We start from the raw sequence: 18,790 nt of genomic DNA on the forward strand, positions 1-18,790 counted from the left end.
ATATGATTATTTCGATCGATAATGACGATTGATTGTCCCATGACGCTTGAACAGTTGCGGATCTTTCTGGCGGTGGCGGCACAAAGCCATGTGACGCGGGCAGCGGAAGAGCTGCACCTGACGCAGTCTTCGGTGAGTGCGGCGATTGCGGCGCTCGAGGAGCGGCACGGGGTGAAACTCTTCAACCGGGTAGGCCGCGGCATCGAGTTGACGGAGGCAGGGCGTCTGTTTGCGCCGCATGCCGAGGCGGTGCTGGAAAAGGCGGCGGCTGCGACGCGGCTGCTGAAGGATCTGTCTGGCGCCCCGGCGGGACACCTTGCCATCCATGCAAGCCAGACGGTGGCGAGCTATTGGCTGCCCCAGAGGCTGATCGCTTATCGCGAGCGCCACCCTCAGGTGGATCTCACCATGCATGTGGGCAATACGCGGGCGGCCGCCGAAGCGGTGCTTGGCGGCCAGGCCGATCTGGCGGTGGTGGAAGGGCGGGTGGACGAGCCGGCGCTCTCGGTGGCGCGTGTCGGCGAGGACCGGCTGGTTCTGGTGGTCGGCCGCCGCCATCCCTGGAGGCAAGGGCAGGGGATTTCCCCGTCCGATCTTGTTCAGACCAGCTGGATCCACCGCGAAGAAGGCTCTGGCACCCGGGCGGCGCTGGAACAGGAATTGTTGCGGCTTGGTATCGCCCCTCAGGCGCTGACGGTCGCGCTGGAACTGCCTTCCAACGAGGCGGTGATCGCTGCCGTCGAGGCCAGTTCCAGCGCCGCCGTGCTCTCCTTCCGGGCGGTGGAGGCGCATCTGGCGCAGGGGCGTCTGGCCATGCCGGATTTCCCGATGCCGACACGGCCCTTCTTTCTGCTGATGCACCGCGAACGGCACGTCACGCGGGCGATGAAGGCGATGGTGGAGGTGCTGGTAGAGGCCTAGGATTGCACAATGAGCTGATGGTCGCCCAATCACCCTGCTTGCGGGGAGAGTGTGGCCGAGCGAAGCGCAGGCCGGGTGAGGCATGCTGTCGGGCAAAGGCTCTTCTCGTCGCCCCAGCCGGTCAGCCGTCTGCGGTCACATCCGGCGGGCTTCCAGCCGCTTGCGGTCACGCTCCAGATGCTGCACGCCAAGCTCCGTCAGGCGCATCTGGCGTTTCTGAAACTCGCCGCGCACCTGGATCAAACCCTGTTCCTCGGCCTCACCCAGCGTTTTGAGGCTGGTTCCCTTTGGTGGAGACTGCCAGCCGGCGCCGACTGCGCTGTGCAGCAAGACCATGATCTTGATCATTTATTCTCCGGGGTTGGATAAGGGAAGGCGGCTGCGTGGCCGTTGTGTATTCTGCTGTTGTTAGCCGATCTTGCGCGGTCTGTAACGGGGAAGCAGGGTTATGGTTGATATGGTTTGTGCGTCATCAACTTATGGTAATGCTCTGGCTGAGTGTTCCACCCGGCAACACTTCATCCGATCTTTATTTCTGTAGTTCAATGGCCTATATAAATGGTGGCATGGACGCTCGAAAATGTAAGCTTTCTATTGCAGGACGACGGAACGGATCATCCGGTGTGCACGGTGGTCATTCAGACGCCCGCCGGCACCTTCTCTCTGATGTGCGAGCCACACCTGGACAGTGATTTGCTTTGCTTGGCTGGATTGCATGTGCAGGGAGAGGATATTTCTCCCAATCAACTTGGCCCCTCCCGTTTGCGGATGTTGGCCGACCTGGTGATGAAGGAGATGCGGTGCGATGAAATCGTCATTGAGGGAGCGTTTCGAACGACTGGGGCCGGTCGAGGTCGTCACCCCCGGCCAATCCGGTTCGCGCGCCGTCGTCACCCTGCATCTTGATCCTGCTGTTGCGGCAATCAAATCCATCACGGTCGTTCGCTTGTTGGTAGAGAACGGCATGACCATGCTGACGGCCAAGCGGGCTGTGGAGAAGGCCATGGAGACGGGGCAGGCGACATTTGTCGTTCCCGGCTTGCGGGACGCAGAGGCCTTCGCCGCTATCATCGCCGATTGCGGTTTTACGGCCAAGGCCGTTGCCGCGCGCCCGGTTGATATTACTGCCTTGCGCGCGGAGTTGAAGCTGACGCAGGAGCAATTCGCGCTCACCTACGGCATCGATGTCGAAACCCTGCGAAACTGGGAGCAAGGCAAGCGCCGCCCGGATCGCGCCGCCGAGGCCTATTTGCGGGTAATCGAGCGCATGCCTGACGCGGCAAGAGTGGCGCAGGAGGATGAGTTGCGCAGGTTGGGGTGAGGCGATGTCATCCCTCGTTGCGATTTCGGGGCGCGGCTTCGGCATCGGGCATGGAGCCTCCCAGCGCGATAAGACGGTTGCCGGACTCGATGCGGACCAGCATCTCCAGCGCCTGCCGAACAAGAACTGCGGTCTGATGAGTTCCTGTCAAAGAGCGGGCTTGCTCAAGGAGATGGTCGTCAAGGTTGATCGTGGTCCGCATCCCGTGCTCCCTTGTCCGGGCATCAAATTATCACCGCTCGGTGCAAGATGCGATGCTCCGGTGTTGTCCACCAAGACCAGGACCGGCTGTTTTCCTTCCTGTCTGGACTTGGCGGCGCAAGCTGGCTACTTACAGTTGCCGGCGATGAGATACCCCCATGGCGCACAACGAGAGTTCTGACTTCATCCGTGAGGCGGATAACCGCCAGGTTTTTGCGGCGCAGTTGCAGCGTGGCCGCTTTACGGCGGCGCGTATCTCCGTCGGTTTTGCCGCCGATGATCGTTTGACGGATCCGCATGCCCTGGAGGATGCATTCCTGATTGCCTACCAGAACCGCGATTATGCCGGTGATCTCTGGGTGGATGGCGCTCACGTTCCAACGCAGATGATGCCCGGCGGCAGTTTTACCTTCTATGACTACCGGCGGCAGTGGCAGGCCAATCTGCGGTCGGAATTCGACTGCCTGAACTTCCATCTGCCGCGATCGCTGATCAATGGCCTGCTCGAAGAGGAGGACGGAACGGCGGTGGAGACATTGGTGCTGGCGCCCGGGCAGAACGTGTCCGATCTGACCGTGACCTCGCTCAGCCAGGCCATGCTTGCGGCCGTTGTTCAAGACCAGGGCGGAAGCCCGCTGCTGCTCGACCAGATCGCGCTCGCCTTCTGTACGCACCTTGCCGCAACCTATGGCAACCGGCAGCAGCGCATCTTTGCCGCAAGCCGTCTTGCGCCCTGGCAGGAACGGGTTGCGCTCGAGTTTCTGGCCGCCAGCGAGGACGATGCCGTCTCCATCAAGGCCGCCGCCGATCACTGCCGCCTGTCGCAGACCTATTTCGTGCGGGCCTTCAAACGCTCCTTCCACATGACGCCGCATCAATGGCTGATGCGCCGGCGGCTTGAAAAGGCACGGGATCTCTTGAAGAACACCACGCTGCCGGTGTCTGAGGTGAGCCGGCTCTGCGGTTTTGCCGATGCGGCCTATTTCTCCCGGCTCTTCCAGTCGCGCATGGGGATCTCACCATCGGCGTACCGGCGGCGTTGCCAGGAGTGAGGGTTGTCTCGCCCTTGCCGGGTGGTCCAAATCCGCCTCTTTGCCTAAAGCCGGATCGCTTGCCTGCTATTGCTTGCAGGCGATCTCCCGATCCTTCTTGTCCCAGATGTAGCGCCCCGATGTTTCGTCCGCGCATCGGTCGATGTGATCGTTGAGAGCATCGAGAATTTTTCCGCCGAGGCCAGCCCCCAGGAGAACGATCAAGACGAGGGCGGTTGCAAAGTATCTCAAGCCGGTGCGCATCAAATCTCCAGCTTTCTATTTCCTCACTTACACGAACTTGTAGGGCAGGAACACTTTATCTTGGAATGTGTGAATAACGGAAGTCAGTCTGCAAACCCGGGAGGGGGCACCCGCGTGCCCCGCCCCATCTCAATCCCCTCACTCCGCAGCCACCTGCGCCATCGGGTTGTTCGGATGCGTGGTCCAGTTTGCATAGGTCGGATCGACGATCTTGCCGGTGCGCTGGTCGAGGGTGCCGGGTTCTAGCCCCACCATGGTGATGCAATTTTCGACCGGGCAGACGTTGACGCAGAGGTTGCAGCCGACGCATTCGTCTTCCATCACCTCGAAGTGCCTGACACCATTGACCATGCTGGTGATCGCCTGGTGCGAGGTGTCCTCGCAGGCGATGTGGCAGCGGCCGCATTTGATGCAGGCGTCCTGGTCGATATGGGCTTTGGCCACATAGTTGAGGTTGAGGTACTTCCAGTCGGTGACGTTCGGCACGGCGCGGCCGCAGATGTCGTCAAGCGAGCGGTGGCCCTTCTCGTCCATCCAGTCGGAAAGGCCGGAGATCATTTCCTGAACGATCTTGAAGCCGTAGGTCATGGCGGCGGTGCAGACCTGCACGTTGCCGGCGCCGAGCACCAGGAATTCCGCCGCATCGCGCCAGGTGGTCACACCGCCGATGCCGGAGATCGGCAGGCCGTAGGTTTCCGGATCGCGGGCGATTTCGGAGACCATGTTGAGCGCGATCGGTTTCACCGCCGGGCCGCAATAACCGCCATGGCTGCCCTTGCCGCCGACGCTTGGGATCGGGGCAAAATTGTCGAGATCGACCGAGGTGATGGAGTTGATCGTATTGATCAGCGAAACCGCATCGGTGCCGCCGCGTTTTGCGGCACGCGCCGGGTTGCGGATATCGGTGATGTTCGGCGTCAGCTTGGTGATCACCGGCATGCGGGTGTACTGTTTGCACCAGCGCACCACCATTTCGATATATTCCGGCACCTGGCCAACGGCCGATCCCATGCCGCGTTCCGACATCCCATGGGGACAGCCGAAATTGAGCTCGATGCCATCGGCGCCGGTTTCTTCCACCAGCGGCAGGATCGCCTTCCATTCTTCCTCGACACAGGGCACCATGATCGAGGCGACGAGCGCGCGGTCCGGCCAGTTCATCTTGACCTGCTTCATTTCCTGCAGGTTGACCTGAAGCGGGCGGTCGGTGATCAGCTCGATATTGTTCAAGCCGAGAAGACGGCGGTCGGCGCCCCAGATCGCGCCGTAGCGCGGGCCGTTGACATTGACGACCGGCGGACCTTCCGAGCCGAGCGTCTTCCAGACGACACCGCCCCAGCCCGCCTTGAAGGCACGCTCGACATTGTAGGCCTTGTCGGTCGGCGGCGCAGAGGCCAGCCAGAAGGGGTTGGGCGACTTGATGCCGACGAAGTTGTTTCTGATATCAGCCATGGTTCATCCTCCCGTTCTCAAGCGACAGCCACAGCCGGCTGACCGGCGGAAGCAAAGGCAAGATGAATGGCGTCTGCCGCATCGCGGCCATGGGCGACGGCTTGCACGGTCAGGTCCTCGCCGCGGCTGGTGCAGTCACCCCCGGCATAGACGCCGTCCATGGAGGTGCGACAGTGTTCGTCGATGACGATGCGGCCGCGGTCCATGGCCAGTGCGCCCAGACCGCTTGCCCGGAAGGACTGGCCGATCGCCTTCATCACCTGATCGCAGGCGATGACGCCCATTTCTCCGGTGCCGGTCAGATGACCGTCGCGCAGGGCCGTATATTCCAACTCGATGCCGGCCACGGCCCCATCGCGGCCGAGGATGCGTTTCGGCGAAAGCCAGTGGCGGATCAGCACGCCCTTGGAGGCGGCGAGATCCTGCTCGTATTCGGAGGCGTTCATCTGGTCCTTGCCGCGGCGATAACAGATGGTGACCTCCTCGGCGCCCAAAAGCTTTGCCTGCACGGCCGCGTCGATGGCGGTCATGCCGCCGCCAAGCACGACGACGCGCCGGCCGATCGGCACGTTTGCCTTGTCGTCGGCCTGGCGAAGCGCCGCGATGAAATCCACCGCATCCTCGACGCCGGAGAGATCCTCGCCTTCGATGCCGAGACCGTTGACGCCGGCAAGGCCGAGGCCGAGGAACACCGCGTCATATTGCGCGGTCAGATCCGACAGCGAGAAATCCCGGCCGAGCGCCATGCCGGTGCGGATCTCGATGCCGCCGATGGCGAGCAGATACTCCACTTCCTTCTGGGCAAAATTGTTGGTCGCCTTGTAGGTGGCGATGCCGTATTCGTTGAGGCCTCCGGCTTTTTCGCGGGCGTCGAAGACGACCACCGTATGGCCATTCATCGCCAGGCGATGGGCGCAAGCCAAGCCCGCCGGACCGGCGCCAACCACGGCAATGACCTTGCCGGATTCCGCCGCGCGATGAAAAAACTGGCGGCCCTGGTCCATGGCGATATCGGTCGCATACCGCTGCAACCGGCCGATCTCGACGGGTTTGTCTTCCGCCGTGTTTCGCACGCAGGCTTCTTCGCACAGCGTTTCGGTGGGACAGACGCGGGCGCACATGCCGCCCAGAATGTTTTGCGAGAAGATGGTGCGGGCGGCACCGAGCGGATTGGCCGTCGATATCTGCCGGATGAACAGCGGGATATCGATGGCGGTGGGACAGGCCGTCATACACGGCGCGTCGTGACAGAAATAACATCTGTCGGAAGCCACCAGCGCTTCATGCCTGTCGAAGCGCGGATGAAGGTCGGAAAAATTCGTCTCGTAATCTGCAGGCGAAAGACGACCGCCCGCAATACCGCTTCCCAGTCTGTCCATGTTGCATCCCTCTTTTATCATGGAATTCTTACGCAACTGAGGAAGCGTAACACGGGATAAATTTTTATCAATCGGTCAAATTTTGGATTTGCGCTTGGTCAAGCCCTCACAATTTGAGGGGGATATCGGCCTTTTTTGCGCCATTGGTTGTGGCGATTGCAGCCTTTGCCCGCTTGTGTTGACCTTTGGCCTGAATTATATGGCTAACAATTCGTTAACGTATGATTTTCGGGCATTCACCATGGCCAACCCGCAGAAGACTCGTCACTATCTTTCGCAGTATTACGCGCCTGCACCGCAGGAAGAGGCACAGTTTCGCAAGGTCAACCTGGTCGCGCGTGCTGTCTATCCTGTTGCCGGGTTGAAGACGTTCGCAACGATGCAGGTTCGCATCGTCGGGATCACCGACAAGGGCGCGCTGTTGCAGTCGAGCATGATCGAGCACCTGTCGGACCATTTCTATCTCTGCCTTGGCGAACGCGAGATCTTTATTACCTGTGCCAAGCGCAATATTCATGACGGCGGTATGGTCGTTGGCTTTTCGGAACGCGAAAGCCCCGCTTTCGTCGATGCACTGGCCCGCATCCCCTTTCCGCTCAGCACGCTGAAGCGCATGCGAGGCGCCTGTGCGCCGGCCATCGAGCAGAGAATCACACGTCGCCACCACAACTGATCCGTCGCGCCTGATCCGTGTTGGGCGGCGGGAAACCGGCGTCTATTTCCCGTTTCGTGACGCCGGCAAGGCGGGGGCGGGCATCGTTCTGCGCCCTCGATCGTGGATGTTAATGTTCCGTTTACCCTGATGCGGGCTTCGGCTGGTCGTTTCCCGCGAGAGCCGTAACAGCGCGTTTCGCTTAACCCGAAACGTGAGGTGTGATCATGCACGATCAGGACGACGAGACGCTGGCGGGATTTTCCAGCGGGACAAGGGACGGACACGCGCCTGCCTTTTCCGCGGATCTTTCGACGCCGATACGCGAGGTGCGCATGCCGGTCGAGACGGTTGCTTTGCGGTCGGGCGAGGGGCAGGGGCACACTGGCCATGCCAATCCGCGCGTCAACGACATCCCCGTCGAGATCCAGGTGGTCATCGGGCGGGCTCGTTTATCGGTCGCGCAGCTGATGAATGCCGGTCCGGGTGATTGCTTCCGCCTCAATACGCGCTTTGGCGAACCGGTCGAACTGCAGGTCAACGGCAAGTCCATCGGGTATGCCGAACTGGTGGCGGATGATTTCGACAATCTGATCGGGGTCCGGCTCGTCTCCATCGCACCGCAGGTCTGAGGTGGCACCGGCGGATCGGCTGCAGCAAAAAATATGATGGATTCCCTCAAGTTTATTCTTTACTCAATTTATCATGTTATCTATGGTCCGGCTCGCACAGACCCGCAAGGGCAGACTCGCGAACGAGGGAAAAACGAGCCGTGGCCAAGAAGGACAAGCGCAAGACATCCAGCAAGCCGGGACCGGTGGACCGTGTCGAAAAGGTCGAGGAGAGCAGGGGCGTCAAGAGCTTTCTTTATGTCGGCGGACGTGACTGCCAGGTGGCGCACCTGCGCGAAATCGCCAACAATTTTGGCGCGGAACTGATCCATCACGACGGTGGTTTGAGAGAGGCAGTCTCGCGCATCGATACGCTGCTTCCCTCCGTGGACTGCGTCTTCTGCCCCATCGACTGTATCAGCCATGATGCGTGTCTGAGGGTGAAGACCGGCTGCAAGAAGTTCTCCAAGGCCTTCATCCCCTTGCGCAACGGATCGAAATCCAGCCTGGAGCGTGCGCTCCAGACCATGCAGGAACGGAATGCCACACGATGAGCGATGATCGCCGCGACGCCACCCTTTTCATTGGCCTGCACAAGCTTGCCCAGCAGAACGGTGACGGCCTTGTGCCGGAACTCTACGATCTTTTGACCCGCCGTCCGGACGAACTGCCGGAAGGAAACGGTATCGTGCGGTTTCCGATCGGCCGCACACGCCCGCCGGCGGCGGACGCCCGTGTCGATGAGGTTGGCAAGCCGGCGGATGTGATCCCGCTGCGGCGCGCCTGACCGGGGATCTGCAGCGCGGGCGTACCATTCCGGCACATCGCGCCGTGCCAAGATTGCCTTCGGGCGAGTCTCTTTGCCGCTCTTTAACCGACGGGTTAAACCAGAATTGAACATCTGCCGCTGCTGACGCATAATCACATTCAGCGGAGACATGATCCATGCGGCGGACCTTAGCATTTTTCATTCTGGCGGCGCTCGCCGGCCCGGCCGGCGCTGTCGAGAGCGGGCGCAAACCGCTCGTCGATTTTGCAGCCTATTCCATTTTTATCGTGGCAAACGACAATTGCGGCAACCTTCATTTTGACGCTGAAAAACTGCGGCTCGGCATGGACCGGTTCGCCAACTCCCTGAACTGGGGCGAAAAGAAGCGGCGCCTGCAGGCCCGCGCGATGGTGAGCGACAACCAGAAGAAGTTCGAGGCGGATCCGCAAGCGTTCTGCGCCTCCGCCCAGAAGATCGTCGGGACCTACGACAAAGACGGCATCCGCTACTGACGTCCGCGCAGGGCAGAACGGCAATCCACGGGCGGCGATCCGCCGTAACGGGGTGATATATCCCTCGTGCCGTGTGTTGATCCATGCCGTCCTGCCGCCATCTCATTTTTGTCCTCGGCGACCAGCTGAGCCCGACGCTTACCAGCCTCTCTGATGCCGACCCGGCGCGCGACGTGATCCTGATGGCGGAGGTCATGGCGGAAGCGACCTATGTGCGCCATCACAAACAGAAGATCGCCTTCATCTTCTCCGCCATGCGGCACTTTGCCGACGAACTGCGTGCGCAGGGCTTTACCGTTCGTTACACGCGCCTGAACGATCCCGACAATGCTGGTTCGCTCAGCGGCGAACTGCGCCGGGCCGCCGAGGCGCTGCAGCCGGAGACGGTGATCGTGACGGAGCCCGGCGAATGGCGGGTGCTGGAGGACATGAAAGGCTGGGGACAGCTTCTGGCCCGTCCGGTCAAAATCCGGCCGGATACGCGCTTTCTGTGTTCCCATGCCGAGTTCCGCGCCTGGGCGGAAGGGCGCAAGGAACTGACGATGGAATTCTTCTATCGCGAGATGCGCCGCAAGACGGGGTTGCTGATGGAGGGCGACCAGCCGGCCGGCGGCCGCTGGAATTTCGACACGGAGAACCGCAAGCCGGCAAAACCCGACCTGCTGCGGCCCAGACGGCGCAGCGTCAGCACCGACGCGATCACGCAGGAGGTGCTGGCGCTGGTGGAAGAGCGGTTTTCCAGCCATATCGGCCGGCTCGACCGGTTTGGTTTTGCGGTGACGCGGGCCGAAGCCGAAGACTTGCAGGATGCCTTCATGGCGGATCACCTGCCGCAGTTCGGCGAGACGCAGGATGCGATGCTCTCTTCCGACCCGTTCCTCAACCATGCGCTGTTGTCCTTCTACATCAATATCGGTTTCCTCGATCCGATGTCCGTCTGCCGGGCGGCCGAGCGCGCCTATCTGGAAGGCCGCGCGCCGCTCAATGCCGTGGAGGGTTTCATCCGCCAGATCATCGGCTGGCGGGAATATGTGCGAGGCGTCTACTGGCTGAAGATGCCGGACTATGTGGAGAGCAATTTTCTGGACGCCCAGCGTCCATTGCCGGACTTCTTCTGGACGGCGGAAACGGACATGGCCTGCCTTTCGACGGTGATCGGCGAGACGATCGACCATGCCTATGCCCACCACATTCAGCGGCTGATGGTGACCGGCAATTTTGCGCTGATTGCCGGGCTTCATCCGCATCAGGTGCATGAATGGTATCTGGAAGTCTATGCGGATGCCTATGAATGGGTGGAACTGCCGAACGTGATCGGCATGAGCCTGTTTGCCGATGGCGGCGTTTTGGGGTCGAAACCCTATGCGGCGAGCGGCAACTACATCTCGAAAATGTCGGACTACTGCAGCCGCTGTCGGTACGACGTGAAGAAGAAGACGGGCGAGGGCGCCTGTCCCTTCAATGCGCTCTACTGGGATTTTCTCGATCGCAACGGCGAAAAACTGTCGGGCAACCGGCGCCTGGCGCAACCCTATGCCACCTGGCGGCGGATGAGCGAGGCCCAGCGGCAGGATTATCGTGCCAGTGCCGCCCGTTTTCTCGCGAAACTTGAGGCCGGCGCGCGGGTGTGAGGAAAACCGGTCGCGGCTTTTATGCGTAAAACCTTGCAGATCAACGGAGGAGCCGCCCATGAGCCTGATGACATCCCTGCCGCACGGTTATCGTGCTCTGGTGATTGGTGCGAGCGGCGGTATCGGCAGCGCCATGGCCGAAGTGATCGAGGCCGACGACAACTGCGGCGAGGTTCTCCGCCTGTCGCGCAGTGCCGGTGGCCTGGACGTGACACGCGAGGAGAGTGTGGCGGCCGCCGCCAGCGCGGTCTCCGGCGAATTTCACCTGATCTTCTGCGCCACCGGCGGGCTCACCATCGATGGCATCGGCCCGGAAAAATCGCTGCGGCAGATTTCCGGTGAGGCGATGATGAAGCAGTTTTCTTTGAACGCCGTCGGCACCGCGCTGGTGACCAAGTATTTTGCGCCGAAGCTTGTGAAACGCGAACGGGCGCTGATGGCCTTCCTGTCGGCCCGTGTTGGTTCGATCGGCGACAATCACCTGGGCGGCTGGATCTCCTATCGCGCCTCCAAGGCGGCGCTGAACCAGATCGTCCGCACCGCCTCGATCGAACTGGCCCGCAGCCATCCGGAGAGCGTGCTTCTGGCGCTGCATCCGGGGACGGTCGCCACCTCGTTGTCGGAAAAATACTCCGGCAACCACGAACGCACGGAGCCTTCCGTCAGCGCCCGTAACATGCTTGCGGTTCTCGACCGGATGAGCCCGGCAGAGACGGGGCGCTTTTATGCCTATGATGGTCAGCCGATCGAGTTCTAGGCCTCAGACGAGAATGATCTTCGCGAGATAGGCGATACAGACGAGGGCCGTCACCCGTGTTCTGAGGGTCCAATACCAGGGTTTTTCCAGATTGGCGGAGGCGAGCTTTCGATCGGCCGCAAGAAGTGCCGCGAAAATGACCAGCTGGACGGTCAGCGCCGCGCGTCCGGGCTCGATCAGCAACGTGGCCCAGGCGGCAAGCGCAAGCACGTTGCTGGCAATCAGCTGGCCGACGGCGGCGGTCTCCCGGCCCTGCACGATGCCCCACAGGGTTCCAGCCATGAACGAGGCGATGACTGCGCCATAGGCGAGGAAACCACGCAGCGCATCGAAGGGCTCCAGGATCGCCAGCGTCGGCGGAAGCAGCAGGAAAAACGGCAGCGCGCCGGCATAAGTGAGGGCCTGGGTCAGCGGGCGAGACGAAAGGGTCATGAGAACACCTTGGCGAACTTTGATTGCAGGGCTTCTGCGAGGGCTGTGCCGCTTAGAAATGCCGCTTCGACCCGGTTGCCGAGGCACCAGTCGCCGCAGGCAGCGATCTGCCGGCCCGCATCGAGAAGGAAGGGCTGTCCGAGCGGTCGCGCCACATTGGCATAACGCCAGCGGTGAAGGTCGATCGACAGCGCCTCCTGCCAGCCGATCGTCGGATAGAGGTTTTGGCAGGCTTCCAGCATCAGATCGCGCACCGCCTCCGGTGGCACCTCCAGATGCCGGTCCGACCAGCCATTCTCGGCATGCACGACAAGCGTCGGTGCCGGATCTCGATCCGGCTTGCTGTTGTTGGCGGCGATCCAGCTGATGACGGGATGATCGACCCGGCTTGCCGCAAAAGGAAGGGCGGCCCCATCCGGCAGGCGGATCATCAGCGTGAAACAGCCGTTCATCTCTACTTTCGCCAGCGCCTCCCGTTCGTTCTGATCAAAGGGCATGAGTTTGGCGGTCTGCGGTGCCGGTGCCGAGGAGATCACCCAGTCGAAGGGGCCGAAAGGCCCGGTCTGGGTCATCAGATACCAGGCGCCCGGCTCTCCTTCGACGGATTGCACGGGCAGGCTGCAGAGCACGGCAAGGCCATCGGCCAGCGCGCGCGACAGCGCCGTCATGCCGGGAACTCCGACGAAACGGGGCGAGCGGTCTTCCAGCCGTTTCATGGCGCCGCTCGCATCGGTTTCCATCAGGGACGCATCCCAGGTCTGGATCACGCCGCGCTCCAAAACCTCTTCCAGAGCCGTATGGAAGCGCGGATCGCGGATGGTGAAATATTGCGCCCCGTGATCGAAAGTCGCCTCGGGGCGCCGGCGTGTCGCCATGCGTCCGCCAAGCCCGCGGCTCTTTTCGAAGATGGTCACGTCTGCTGCGCTGGCAAGGGTTCGCGCCAGGCTGACGCCGGACATTCCAGCGCCGATGATGGCGATTTTCGGCTGTCCCATCAGCTGCTTCCTTTCGATCTGCGGCAGCGCTCCGAACAGTATTTGACCTGCTCCCAATCCCGTTTCCATTTCCTGCGCCAGCTGAAGGGGCGGCTGCAGGCCGGGCAGGTCTTTGTGGGCAACAGGCTTTTCGGTGTCTGCTTTGGCATGGGTCACGCATGTTTCACATAACCGACATTACGCGCCCTTCGGCCGTGCGGATCAACCGGCGAGAGCGGTCTCGACGGACCCAATGTTTACCAGGTCATTGAAATATATGGTTTCTCAAATATTAACGCAGTTATCCGATATTAACTCGGCATTAACCATCAGTGGATCAGATCAGGGCCTCTTCGCCCGCTTATGACAAGCCCCCACCCCTGATTCTCGGACGAACTATGACCAGTATTCTCACGAATGCGGGCGCAATTTCTGCGCTCCAGTCCCTGCGCGGTGTCTCGAGTGACATGCTCGATGCGCAATCGGCGACATCCACCGGCATGCGCATCGATGCGGCGGACGACAATGCCGCCTATTGGTCGATCGCGACCACCATGCGCTCCGACAACAAGACCATTTCCGTCGTTGTCGATTCCCTCAACCTGTCGGATGCCAATGTCGGGGTGGCATATGAGGGCATGCAGTCGGTGATCGATGTGCTGGACGACCTGAAGTCCAAGATCGTCGCGGCGAAGGGCGAGGGGGTGGATCGCGGCAAGATCCAGAAGGAGGTGACGCAATTGCAGGAACAGATCCTCTCGATCGCTCAATCCGCAAGCTTCAACGAGGTGAACTGGCTGAACACCGATATCGACCTGTCGGATCCGGCGCAGAACCGCACCGATCTCATCGCCTCCTTTTCGCGCGAGAAAAATGGCGTGTCCGTCAGTACCATGTCGGTCGAGTTTGCCGAGACCTCGCTGTTCAACACACAGGGTGGCGGCCTCCTCCAGGCCGATCCGAGTGATCCGGAGACGAACGGGCAGGCCCTGCTCGATATCGATGTCGCGGCAAATCCGGACATGCTGGAGAGCTACATCGCCTATGTCGATGTCATCAATGAACGGGTGATCGACAGTGCGGCCACGCTGGGTGCCCTGCAGAACCGGTTGACGATCCAGAGCACTTTCGCCGAGAGCCTCATGGACAGCATCGATTCCGGTGTCGGCAACCTGGTGGATGCCGATATGAACGAGGTGTCGACGCGGCTGAAGGCGCTGCAGACGCAAGAACAACTGGCGACCCAGGCGCTGTCGATTGCCAATTCGGCCAACCAGAACATTCTGCAACTGCTGCAGTAACCGACCGGCGATCCGGTCACCCCATCGCCGGGGCGCTGCGGTTATCGCGATGCCACGGCGTTTTGCGGTTTGGCGAAAACCTGCATGGTCCTCAGCTTCATGCCGTTGACATTGCGACCGATGGCGGTCGCTGTGGGTGAGACGGGGGTGCCGCGGCGGGCCAGGTCCGTCTGGAAGGCGGCGCTGTTTTCCTCCGCCACCACGGCGACGGCGCAGTCGGCTTCACTGAAAAGTGCCGCCGCCTGCGGCCCATCCACCAGCCGGGTGCGGGTTCCGAGCCGGAAAACGATGCTGGGTTCGGCATAACCGACGACGATCATCTGCGGATCAGTGCAGGTGCGGGCCGATGCCACGGCCTCGGCAATCCGGTCGGAGAGCCAGAAATCGCGCGCCTGCGGCAAAAGCACGGCATAGGCCATGGCATAAGCAAGGCCGGCGCTCACCGTCATGGCGGCAAGTCCGGGCATCAGCCGGTTGGCGAGGAACAGGCGCCAGGCGACGATGCCGGCCGCCGCCACTAAGAGGCCAAGCGCCACACCCGCAAAACTCACATGGCCCTGCAGGTGATAGAGAGCGACATTCAGGCCGATGCCGAGGATGAGGCCGCCCGCCGCCATGCCAAAATAGGTGAACCGGAACCACCAGGTGTCGCGGCGAAGTCCGCCCTGCGTCAGGGCCACGCCGGAAAGCACCGCCAGCGCCGGCATCATCGGCAGCACGTAATTCGGCAGTTTTGTCGCCGTCAGCTCGAAGACCAGCCAGGCGGGTACGGCCCAGTAAAACAGGAACTGCACGGCTTTTTCGCGCCGGTTCTTCCACGCGAAAACAAAAGCGAGCGAGGCAAACACCGAAAGCGGCCAGAAGGTGCCGAGCGCGACGAGAAGATAGGTGCCGGGCGGCGCGCCATGGCTTTCCTGCGCCGTGGCGATCTTGCCCAGAACGTCGCGGCCGAGCGATTCGCGGAAGAAATCGCCACCGGAAATCACGCCGATGGCAATCAGCCAGGGCAGCACGACCGCCGCCATGGCGAGCATCCCCCGCACGGGCGACAGCGATCGCAGCAGCGAAAAGGACCTTTCGGTCAGCGTGATGCCCAGCCCCGTCAGGCCGATGATCAGCGGCGCCATCGGTCCCTTGATCAGGATGCCGAGCCCGAGCGAGAGCCAGAACAGCGCATTGCGCCAGAAGACCTGTTTGCGTTCCGGATCGAGACAGGCGTGGATGAGGGCGAACTGGCTGGCGACGATGGTGGCGCACAACATCGCGTCCGTCTTAGCAATGCGCGCCTCGAGCGCCAGTTCCACCGTGGTGACTGCAAAAAGCCCGGCGATGAGCCCGGCTTTCGGACCGGACAGACGGTTGGCGATGCCGTAGGTGAAAAGGCCGACGAGGAGCGCCCCCAGCAGCGAGGGCAGGCGGTAGACCCACAATGGGCTCGTTTCACCGTGCCCGGTCGCAAGGCCCGTCAGGCCCTGCAGCCAGTAGATCCCCACCGGCTTTTTGTAACGCGGATTGTCCTGGAAGCGGATGTCGACCCAGTTGTGGCTCTCCATCATTTGCCGGCTTGCCTGCACGTAAAGTGCCTCGTCGCGGTCGGTCAGCGGCAAGAGGCTGAGGCCGGGCAGCAGCACGCACAAGGAAACGAGAAGCAGGATTGCGAGATGGCGGAGGTGGGAACCTGTTCCGGAATGCGCCGGCGCCGCATCGGGCGACTGCCCCTTCTGTCCCGCAGGTTCTACCGTGACCATCATCTCGTCCGCCGTTTCATTCAGCACCGGCAATGACGGATCGCCGGAATTGACTGCGGCGCACACAAATCCGCGCCATCGGCAAAGTCAATGGCAAGAGCGCTGCTCGTGTGTGAAACGTCTGTCATACGGCCGCGGATTGCGCGGCGCAGTCAATACCGCGTGCTCGGGCGGCCGGCTGATCGGGATTGGCGGATCGCGGCGTGGTTGGCTTCGGCCCAGTCCTTCATCAGGTGGAACGGCACCAGCAGGGAATGGCCAAGCGCGCTGAGCTCGTATTCCACCCGCTGCGGCACGACCGGGTAGACCCGACGTTCGACGAGGCCGTCCAGTTCCAGCCGTCGCAGCGTCTGCGACAGCATGCGTTGCGAGATGTCGGGAATGCAGCGTTTGATCTCGGAAAAGCGCAGCGTCCCGCCTTCCAGATGCAGAATGATCAGCATGCTCCAGCGGTCGGACACCCGGTGCAGCACATCGCGTATCGGGCAATTTTCAAGATTGTTTTCCAGTGTTTCCATCAGGTTCTTCAAGCGAGCGGTTACCGCGCGGTTACCAGGTAATTTCTCGCTCCCTTTCTTGCGCGGCTCTTTGCCGCTTCATAATTTCGCGCCGTTGGTAACCAGATGAGAGCAGGTTCAGGAATGGATGTAAACAACAACACCCGCGTGGCTGACCACCCGATCGCGGATTTCTTCAAGGATCGCTGGTCGCCGCGGGCCTTCGGCACGGAGACGATGTCGGGGGATGACCTTTTGGGTCTGCTCGAGGCTGCGCGCTGGGCACCGTCCGGACTTAATGCCCAGCCGTGGCGTTTCGTCTACAGTTTTCGCGGCGAGCCTCAGTTTGACGCGCTGATTGCGGCGCTTTGGGAGGGAAACCGGGGCTGGGCGCAACACGCGGCTGCGTTGATCGCCATCACCACAAAGACCACCCTCGTTCTACCGGGCAGCGAGACGGAGGTGCCCAATCCTGGCCATGCCTTCGATGCCGGTGCGGCCTGGAGCCATTTTGCCCTGCAGGCGCATCTGAACGGCTGGTCCACCCATGCCATGGGCGGTTTTGACCCGGCAAAGGCTGCTGCCGCGCTGAAAATGCCCGAAGGCTATGCCATGCAGGTGGTCATTGCGGTTGGCAGGCGCGCAGATGCCGATCAACTGCCCGAAGCGCTGCGCGGCCGCGAAAGCCCAAGCCCGCGCCGCCCGGTCCTCGACCTGGCCTTCCACGGCACATTTCCCCTTTAATGCTCCCAGGAAAGGAAACAGCATGAAAGAAGACAAGAAGGCGATCGTGCGAAAGCTGATCGAGGACGTACAGGTCGGCGGCGATTACGCCGTTTTTGATGCCCTGATGCATCCGGATTTCATCGACCACACACCGGCGCCAGGGTTTGCGCCGGACCGCGACAGCGTGCGTGAGTTTTACCGTGCCTTTCACGCGTCCTTTTCGGAACCGGCCTGTGTGATCGATTTCCAGACGGTGGAAGGCGATCTCGTCACCACCCGCAAGACCTATACCGTCACCCATTCCGGCCCGTTCAACGGCCTTGCGCCGACCGGACGCCGGGTGACATTCGATGTCATCGACGTGCTGAAGGTAGAAGGCGCATTCATAACCGCGCATTGGGGCATTCTCAACATGATGCGCATCATGGGGCAGATCAGCTAAGCGTCAGCCCTGGACGCACACACTGGTCCGTTCCGACAGGCCTTGTGCCGGCCGAGGTTTCGTCCGGCACAAGGCGGCGATCGCCGCCGCCGAAACGGCCGGCGCTGCCACGATCCTCAGCAGGCCGGCCCGCTTCGTGCCCGGGTCGGCTCTCGCCACCGTCAGCCAAATGCTCGATAAATGCCGGGCAAAATGCGTGCGAGGTGGTTGAACTCTGTCATGTCGTGCACCGACATTTCATAGGCCGTCGATTCCACAACCTGCTCGTTGAACCCGATCTTTTGCAGCATTGCCGGAGCCTTTTCCGCATTGGCGAAACGGGCCATGTCCGGATGGGCTCCGATCCAGTAGCGGCTCAGCAGTTCCATGCCGGCGCTCGTATCGCGGGCAATGTGGACCATCAGCGTGAACGGGATATCGGGCGCCGGTGTTGCATAGCAGACGGCGCTGGCGCTCGCGGTAAACCCTTCCCGCGCCAGGGCCTGGGCGTCGAAGCCGAGCACTGCCGGTTCGGAGAAATGGATGATGGCGTCGAGACGGCTCGGCCCGATCCATTCCTGGATGCGATTGGGGTTGTTGAAGAGCCGCTTTTCGTAGCTCAGCGAGGTATCCTTCAGGCGGGCCGGGTCGGCGACGCTGGTGTCGATATGCGCCTGGGGAAACCAGAGCATGTAGCGTTCTTTTTCGACGGGGTGCCATGTGAACCACCACTTGAACATGTCGGTGGTCACGCCGGGCATGACAATGCGGCTTTGCGCATAGGCCATCTGCCCATCCAGCACGGCATAACCATTGTCCTTTGTCTTAAAGGACGGGTCGAGCAGGCGGTTGAGGTTCTGTGCACTCGGTGACGGCGCCTCGCCGGGAGCGAGCGGGCCAAACTGGATGGCCTTTGCGGCGGCCGACGGGACCGAAAGGTCCGTATCGAGGAAGGGCGCATAAGGGCTGGTGCGCACGGCCTGTTCATTGGCGGTGCGCTGCTTCTGGCATTCCAGGGAAAGATAGGTAACCGCGCTCCAGTCCCCGTAGGCATCGCGTAGCGCCGCGGCTTCGGCGGCCGACTTCGCTTGCGCCGCGGCCTGGCCGGGCAGGAGGGCGGCAGACGTGGTTCCAACGATTGCGACTGGGGCACTCTTGAGAAGGGTGCGACGGGATAGCGAATGGGTCAT

General features: G+C 61.7%; 22 protein-coding genes and 1 pseudogene. 13 read left to right on the forward strand and 10 right to left on the reverse strand.

The features are described from left to right. The first annotated feature begins 39 nt into the window (after positions 1-39). Complete coding sequence (locus tag OU993_RS21635) at positions 40-921, forward strand: LysR family transcriptional regulator (protein ID WP_268160956.1); 882 nt, start codon at positions 40-42, stop codon at positions 919-921. A gap of 135 nt (positions 922-1,056) precedes the next feature. Here the strand turns inward: OU993_RS21635 and OU993_RS21640 are convergent, their stop codons facing one another. After that, the gene (locus OU993_RS21640) at positions 1,057-1,257 is read right to left on the reverse strand and encodes a hypothetical protein (protein ID WP_268161271.1); all 201 of its coding nucleotides are present in this window, start codon (positions 1,255-1,257) and stop codon (positions 1,057-1,059) included. A gap of 469 nt (positions 1,258-1,726) precedes the next feature. On the opposite strand from OU993_RS21640, the gene OU993_RS21645 reads away from it, so the two are divergent. Continuing rightward, positions 1,727-2,242 (forward strand): helix-turn-helix domain-containing protein, encoded by a 516-nt coding sequence (locus tag OU993_RS21645; RefSeq protein WP_268160958.1) that lies wholly within the window; start codon positions 1,727-1,729, stop codon positions 2,240-2,242. 7 nt (positions 2,243-2,249) lie between these two features. On the opposite strand, the gene OU993_RS21650 is transcribed toward OU993_RS21645, so the two are convergent. Then, positions 2,250-2,444, reverse strand: coding sequence for a type II toxin-antitoxin system VapB family antitoxin (locus OU993_RS21650; protein ID WP_268160960.1), 195 nt, complete (start codon positions 2,442-2,444; stop codon positions 2,250-2,252). 157 nt (positions 2,445-2,601) lie between these two features. Here OU993_RS21650 and OU993_RS21655 point away from each other — a divergent pair, with 157 nt between their 5' ends. After that, positions 2,602-3,495 (forward strand): helix-turn-helix transcriptional regulator, encoded by an 894-nt coding sequence (locus OU993_RS21655; protein WP_268160962.1) that lies wholly within the window; start codon positions 2,602-2,604, stop codon positions 3,493-3,495. Between the two features lie 66 nt (positions 3,496-3,561). On the opposite strand, the gene OU993_RS21660 is transcribed toward OU993_RS21655, so the two are convergent. The 3 genes from OU993_RS21660 to OU993_RS21670 form a co-directional block, all read right to left on the reverse strand. Beyond that, on the reverse strand, positions 3,562-3,738 hold the full coding sequence (locus OU993_RS21660; protein ID WP_268160964.1) for a hypothetical protein: 177 nt from the start codon (positions 3,736-3,738) through the stop codon (positions 3,562-3,564). A gap of 138 nt (positions 3,739-3,876) precedes the next feature. Next, entirely contained in the window at positions 3,877-5,190 is a 1,314-nt protein-coding gene (preA, locus tag OU993_RS21665; protein WP_268160966.1) for an NAD-dependent dihydropyrimidine dehydrogenase subunit PreA, read from the reverse strand. A 17-nt stretch (positions 5,191-5,207) separates the two neighbouring features. Next, positions 5,208-6,569 carry an NAD(P)-dependent oxidoreductase gene (locus OU993_RS21670; RefSeq protein ID WP_268160968.1) on the reverse strand — a complete coding sequence of 454 codons (1,362 nt, stop codon included), beginning with the start codon at positions 6,567-6,569 and terminating at the stop codon, positions 5,208-5,210. Between the two features lie 94 nt (positions 6,570-6,663). Between OU993_RS21670 and OU993_RS21675 the strand changes: the two genes are divergently transcribed. The 7 genes and pseudogenes from OU993_RS21675 (at position 6,664) to OU993_RS21705 (ending at position 11,501) form a co-directional block, all read left to right on the forward strand. Beyond that, positions 6,664-7,242 (forward strand): hypothetical protein, encoded by a 579-nt coding sequence (locus tag OU993_RS21675; RefSeq protein WP_268160970.1) that lies wholly within the window; start codon positions 6,664-6,666, stop codon positions 7,240-7,242. A gap of 206 nt (positions 7,243-7,448) precedes the next feature. Further along, on the forward strand, positions 7,449-7,853 hold the full coding sequence (locus tag OU993_RS21680) for a FliM/FliN family flagellar motor switch protein (protein ID WP_268160972.1): 405 nt from the start codon (positions 7,449-7,451) through the stop codon (positions 7,851-7,853). Between the two features lie 224 nt (positions 7,854-8,077). Next, a pseudogene (locus tag OU993_RS21685) lies at positions 8,078-8,386 on the forward strand (DUF2325 domain-containing protein); the annotation flags it as partial. Beyond that, positions 8,383-8,619, forward strand: a complete 237-nt coding sequence (locus OU993_RS21690; protein WP_268160974.1) for a hypothetical protein — start codon at positions 8,383-8,385, stop codon at positions 8,617-8,619. The pseudogene OU993_RS21685 and the gene OU993_RS21690, both read left to right, overlap by 4 nt. Positions 8,620-8,777: 158 nt before the next feature. Continuing rightward, positions 8,778-9,113 (forward strand): hypothetical protein, encoded by a 336-nt coding sequence (locus OU993_RS21695; RefSeq protein WP_268160976.1) that lies wholly within the window; start codon positions 8,778-8,780, stop codon positions 9,111-9,113. 83 nt (positions 9,114-9,196) lie between these two features. Then, positions 9,197-10,744, forward strand: coding sequence for a cryptochrome/photolyase family protein (locus tag OU993_RS21700; protein WP_268160978.1), 1,548 nt, complete (start codon positions 9,197-9,199; stop codon positions 10,742-10,744). 67 nt (positions 10,745-10,811) lie between these two features. Next, positions 10,812-11,501, forward strand: a complete 690-nt coding sequence (locus tag OU993_RS21705; RefSeq protein WP_268161273.1) for an SDR family NAD(P)-dependent oxidoreductase — start codon at positions 10,812-10,814, stop codon at positions 11,499-11,501. A gap of 3 nt (positions 11,502-11,504) precedes the next feature. Here OU993_RS21705 and OU993_RS21710 read toward each other — a convergent pair whose 3' ends face one another. Together OU993_RS21710 and OU993_RS21715 are read right to left on the reverse strand one after the other, a co-directional pair. Continuing rightward, positions 11,505-11,933, reverse strand: a complete 429-nt coding sequence (locus OU993_RS21710; protein WP_268160980.1) for a DUF3429 domain-containing protein — start codon at positions 11,931-11,933, stop codon at positions 11,505-11,507. Next, complete coding sequence (locus OU993_RS21715; RefSeq protein WP_326493861.1) at positions 11,930-13,084, reverse strand: NAD(P)/FAD-dependent oxidoreductase; 1,155 nt, start codon at positions 13,082-13,084, stop codon at positions 11,930-11,932. Before OU993_RS21715 ends, OU993_RS21710 begins: the two co-directional genes overlap by 4 nt. A 221-nt stretch (positions 13,085-13,305) precedes the next feature. On the opposite strand from OU993_RS21715, the gene OU993_RS21725 reads away from it, so the two are divergent. After that, positions 13,306-14,208, forward strand: coding sequence for a flagellin N-terminal helical domain-containing protein (locus OU993_RS21725; RefSeq protein WP_268160982.1), 903 nt, complete (start codon positions 13,306-13,308; stop codon positions 14,206-14,208). 41 nt (positions 14,209-14,249) lie between these two features. Here the strand turns inward: OU993_RS21725 and OU993_RS21730 are convergent, their stop codons facing one another. Continuing rightward, a complete protein-coding gene (locus OU993_RS21730) occupies positions 14,250-15,983 on the reverse strand; it encodes an ArnT family glycosyltransferase (RefSeq protein WP_268161275.1) in 1,734 nt (577 codons plus the stop codon). A gap of 125 nt (positions 15,984-16,108) precedes the next feature. Beyond that, positions 16,109-16,474: a winged helix-turn-helix transcriptional regulator gene (locus OU993_RS21735; RefSeq protein ID WP_268160984.1), complete on the reverse strand. Its 366-nt coding sequence runs from the start codon at positions 16,472-16,474 to the stop codon at positions 16,109-16,111. Between the two features lie 123 nt (positions 16,475-16,597). Here OU993_RS21735 and OU993_RS21740 point away from each other — a divergent pair, with 123 nt between their 5' ends. Continuing rightward, complete coding sequence (locus OU993_RS21740) at positions 16,598-17,197, forward strand: nitroreductase family protein (protein WP_268160986.1); 600 nt, start codon at positions 16,598-16,600, stop codon at positions 17,195-17,197. 22 nt (positions 17,198-17,219) lie between these two features. Next, the gene (locus OU993_RS21745; protein ID WP_268160988.1) at positions 17,220-17,621 is read left to right on the forward strand and encodes an ester cyclase; all 402 of its coding nucleotides are present in this window, start codon (positions 17,220-17,222) and stop codon (positions 17,619-17,621) included. A gap of 161 nt (positions 17,622-17,782) precedes the next feature. Here the strand turns inward: OU993_RS21745 and OU993_RS21750 are convergent, their stop codons facing one another. After that, on the reverse strand, positions 17,783-18,790 hold the full coding sequence (locus OU993_RS21750; RefSeq protein ID WP_268160990.1) for a DAPG hydrolase family protein: 1,008 nt from the start codon (positions 18,788-18,790) through the stop codon (positions 17,783-17,785).

It is taken from the genome of Rhizobium sp. SL86, assembly GCF_026672545.1.
Lineage (GTDB): Bacteria > Pseudomonadota > Alphaproteobacteria > Rhizobiales > Rhizobiaceae > Neorhizobium.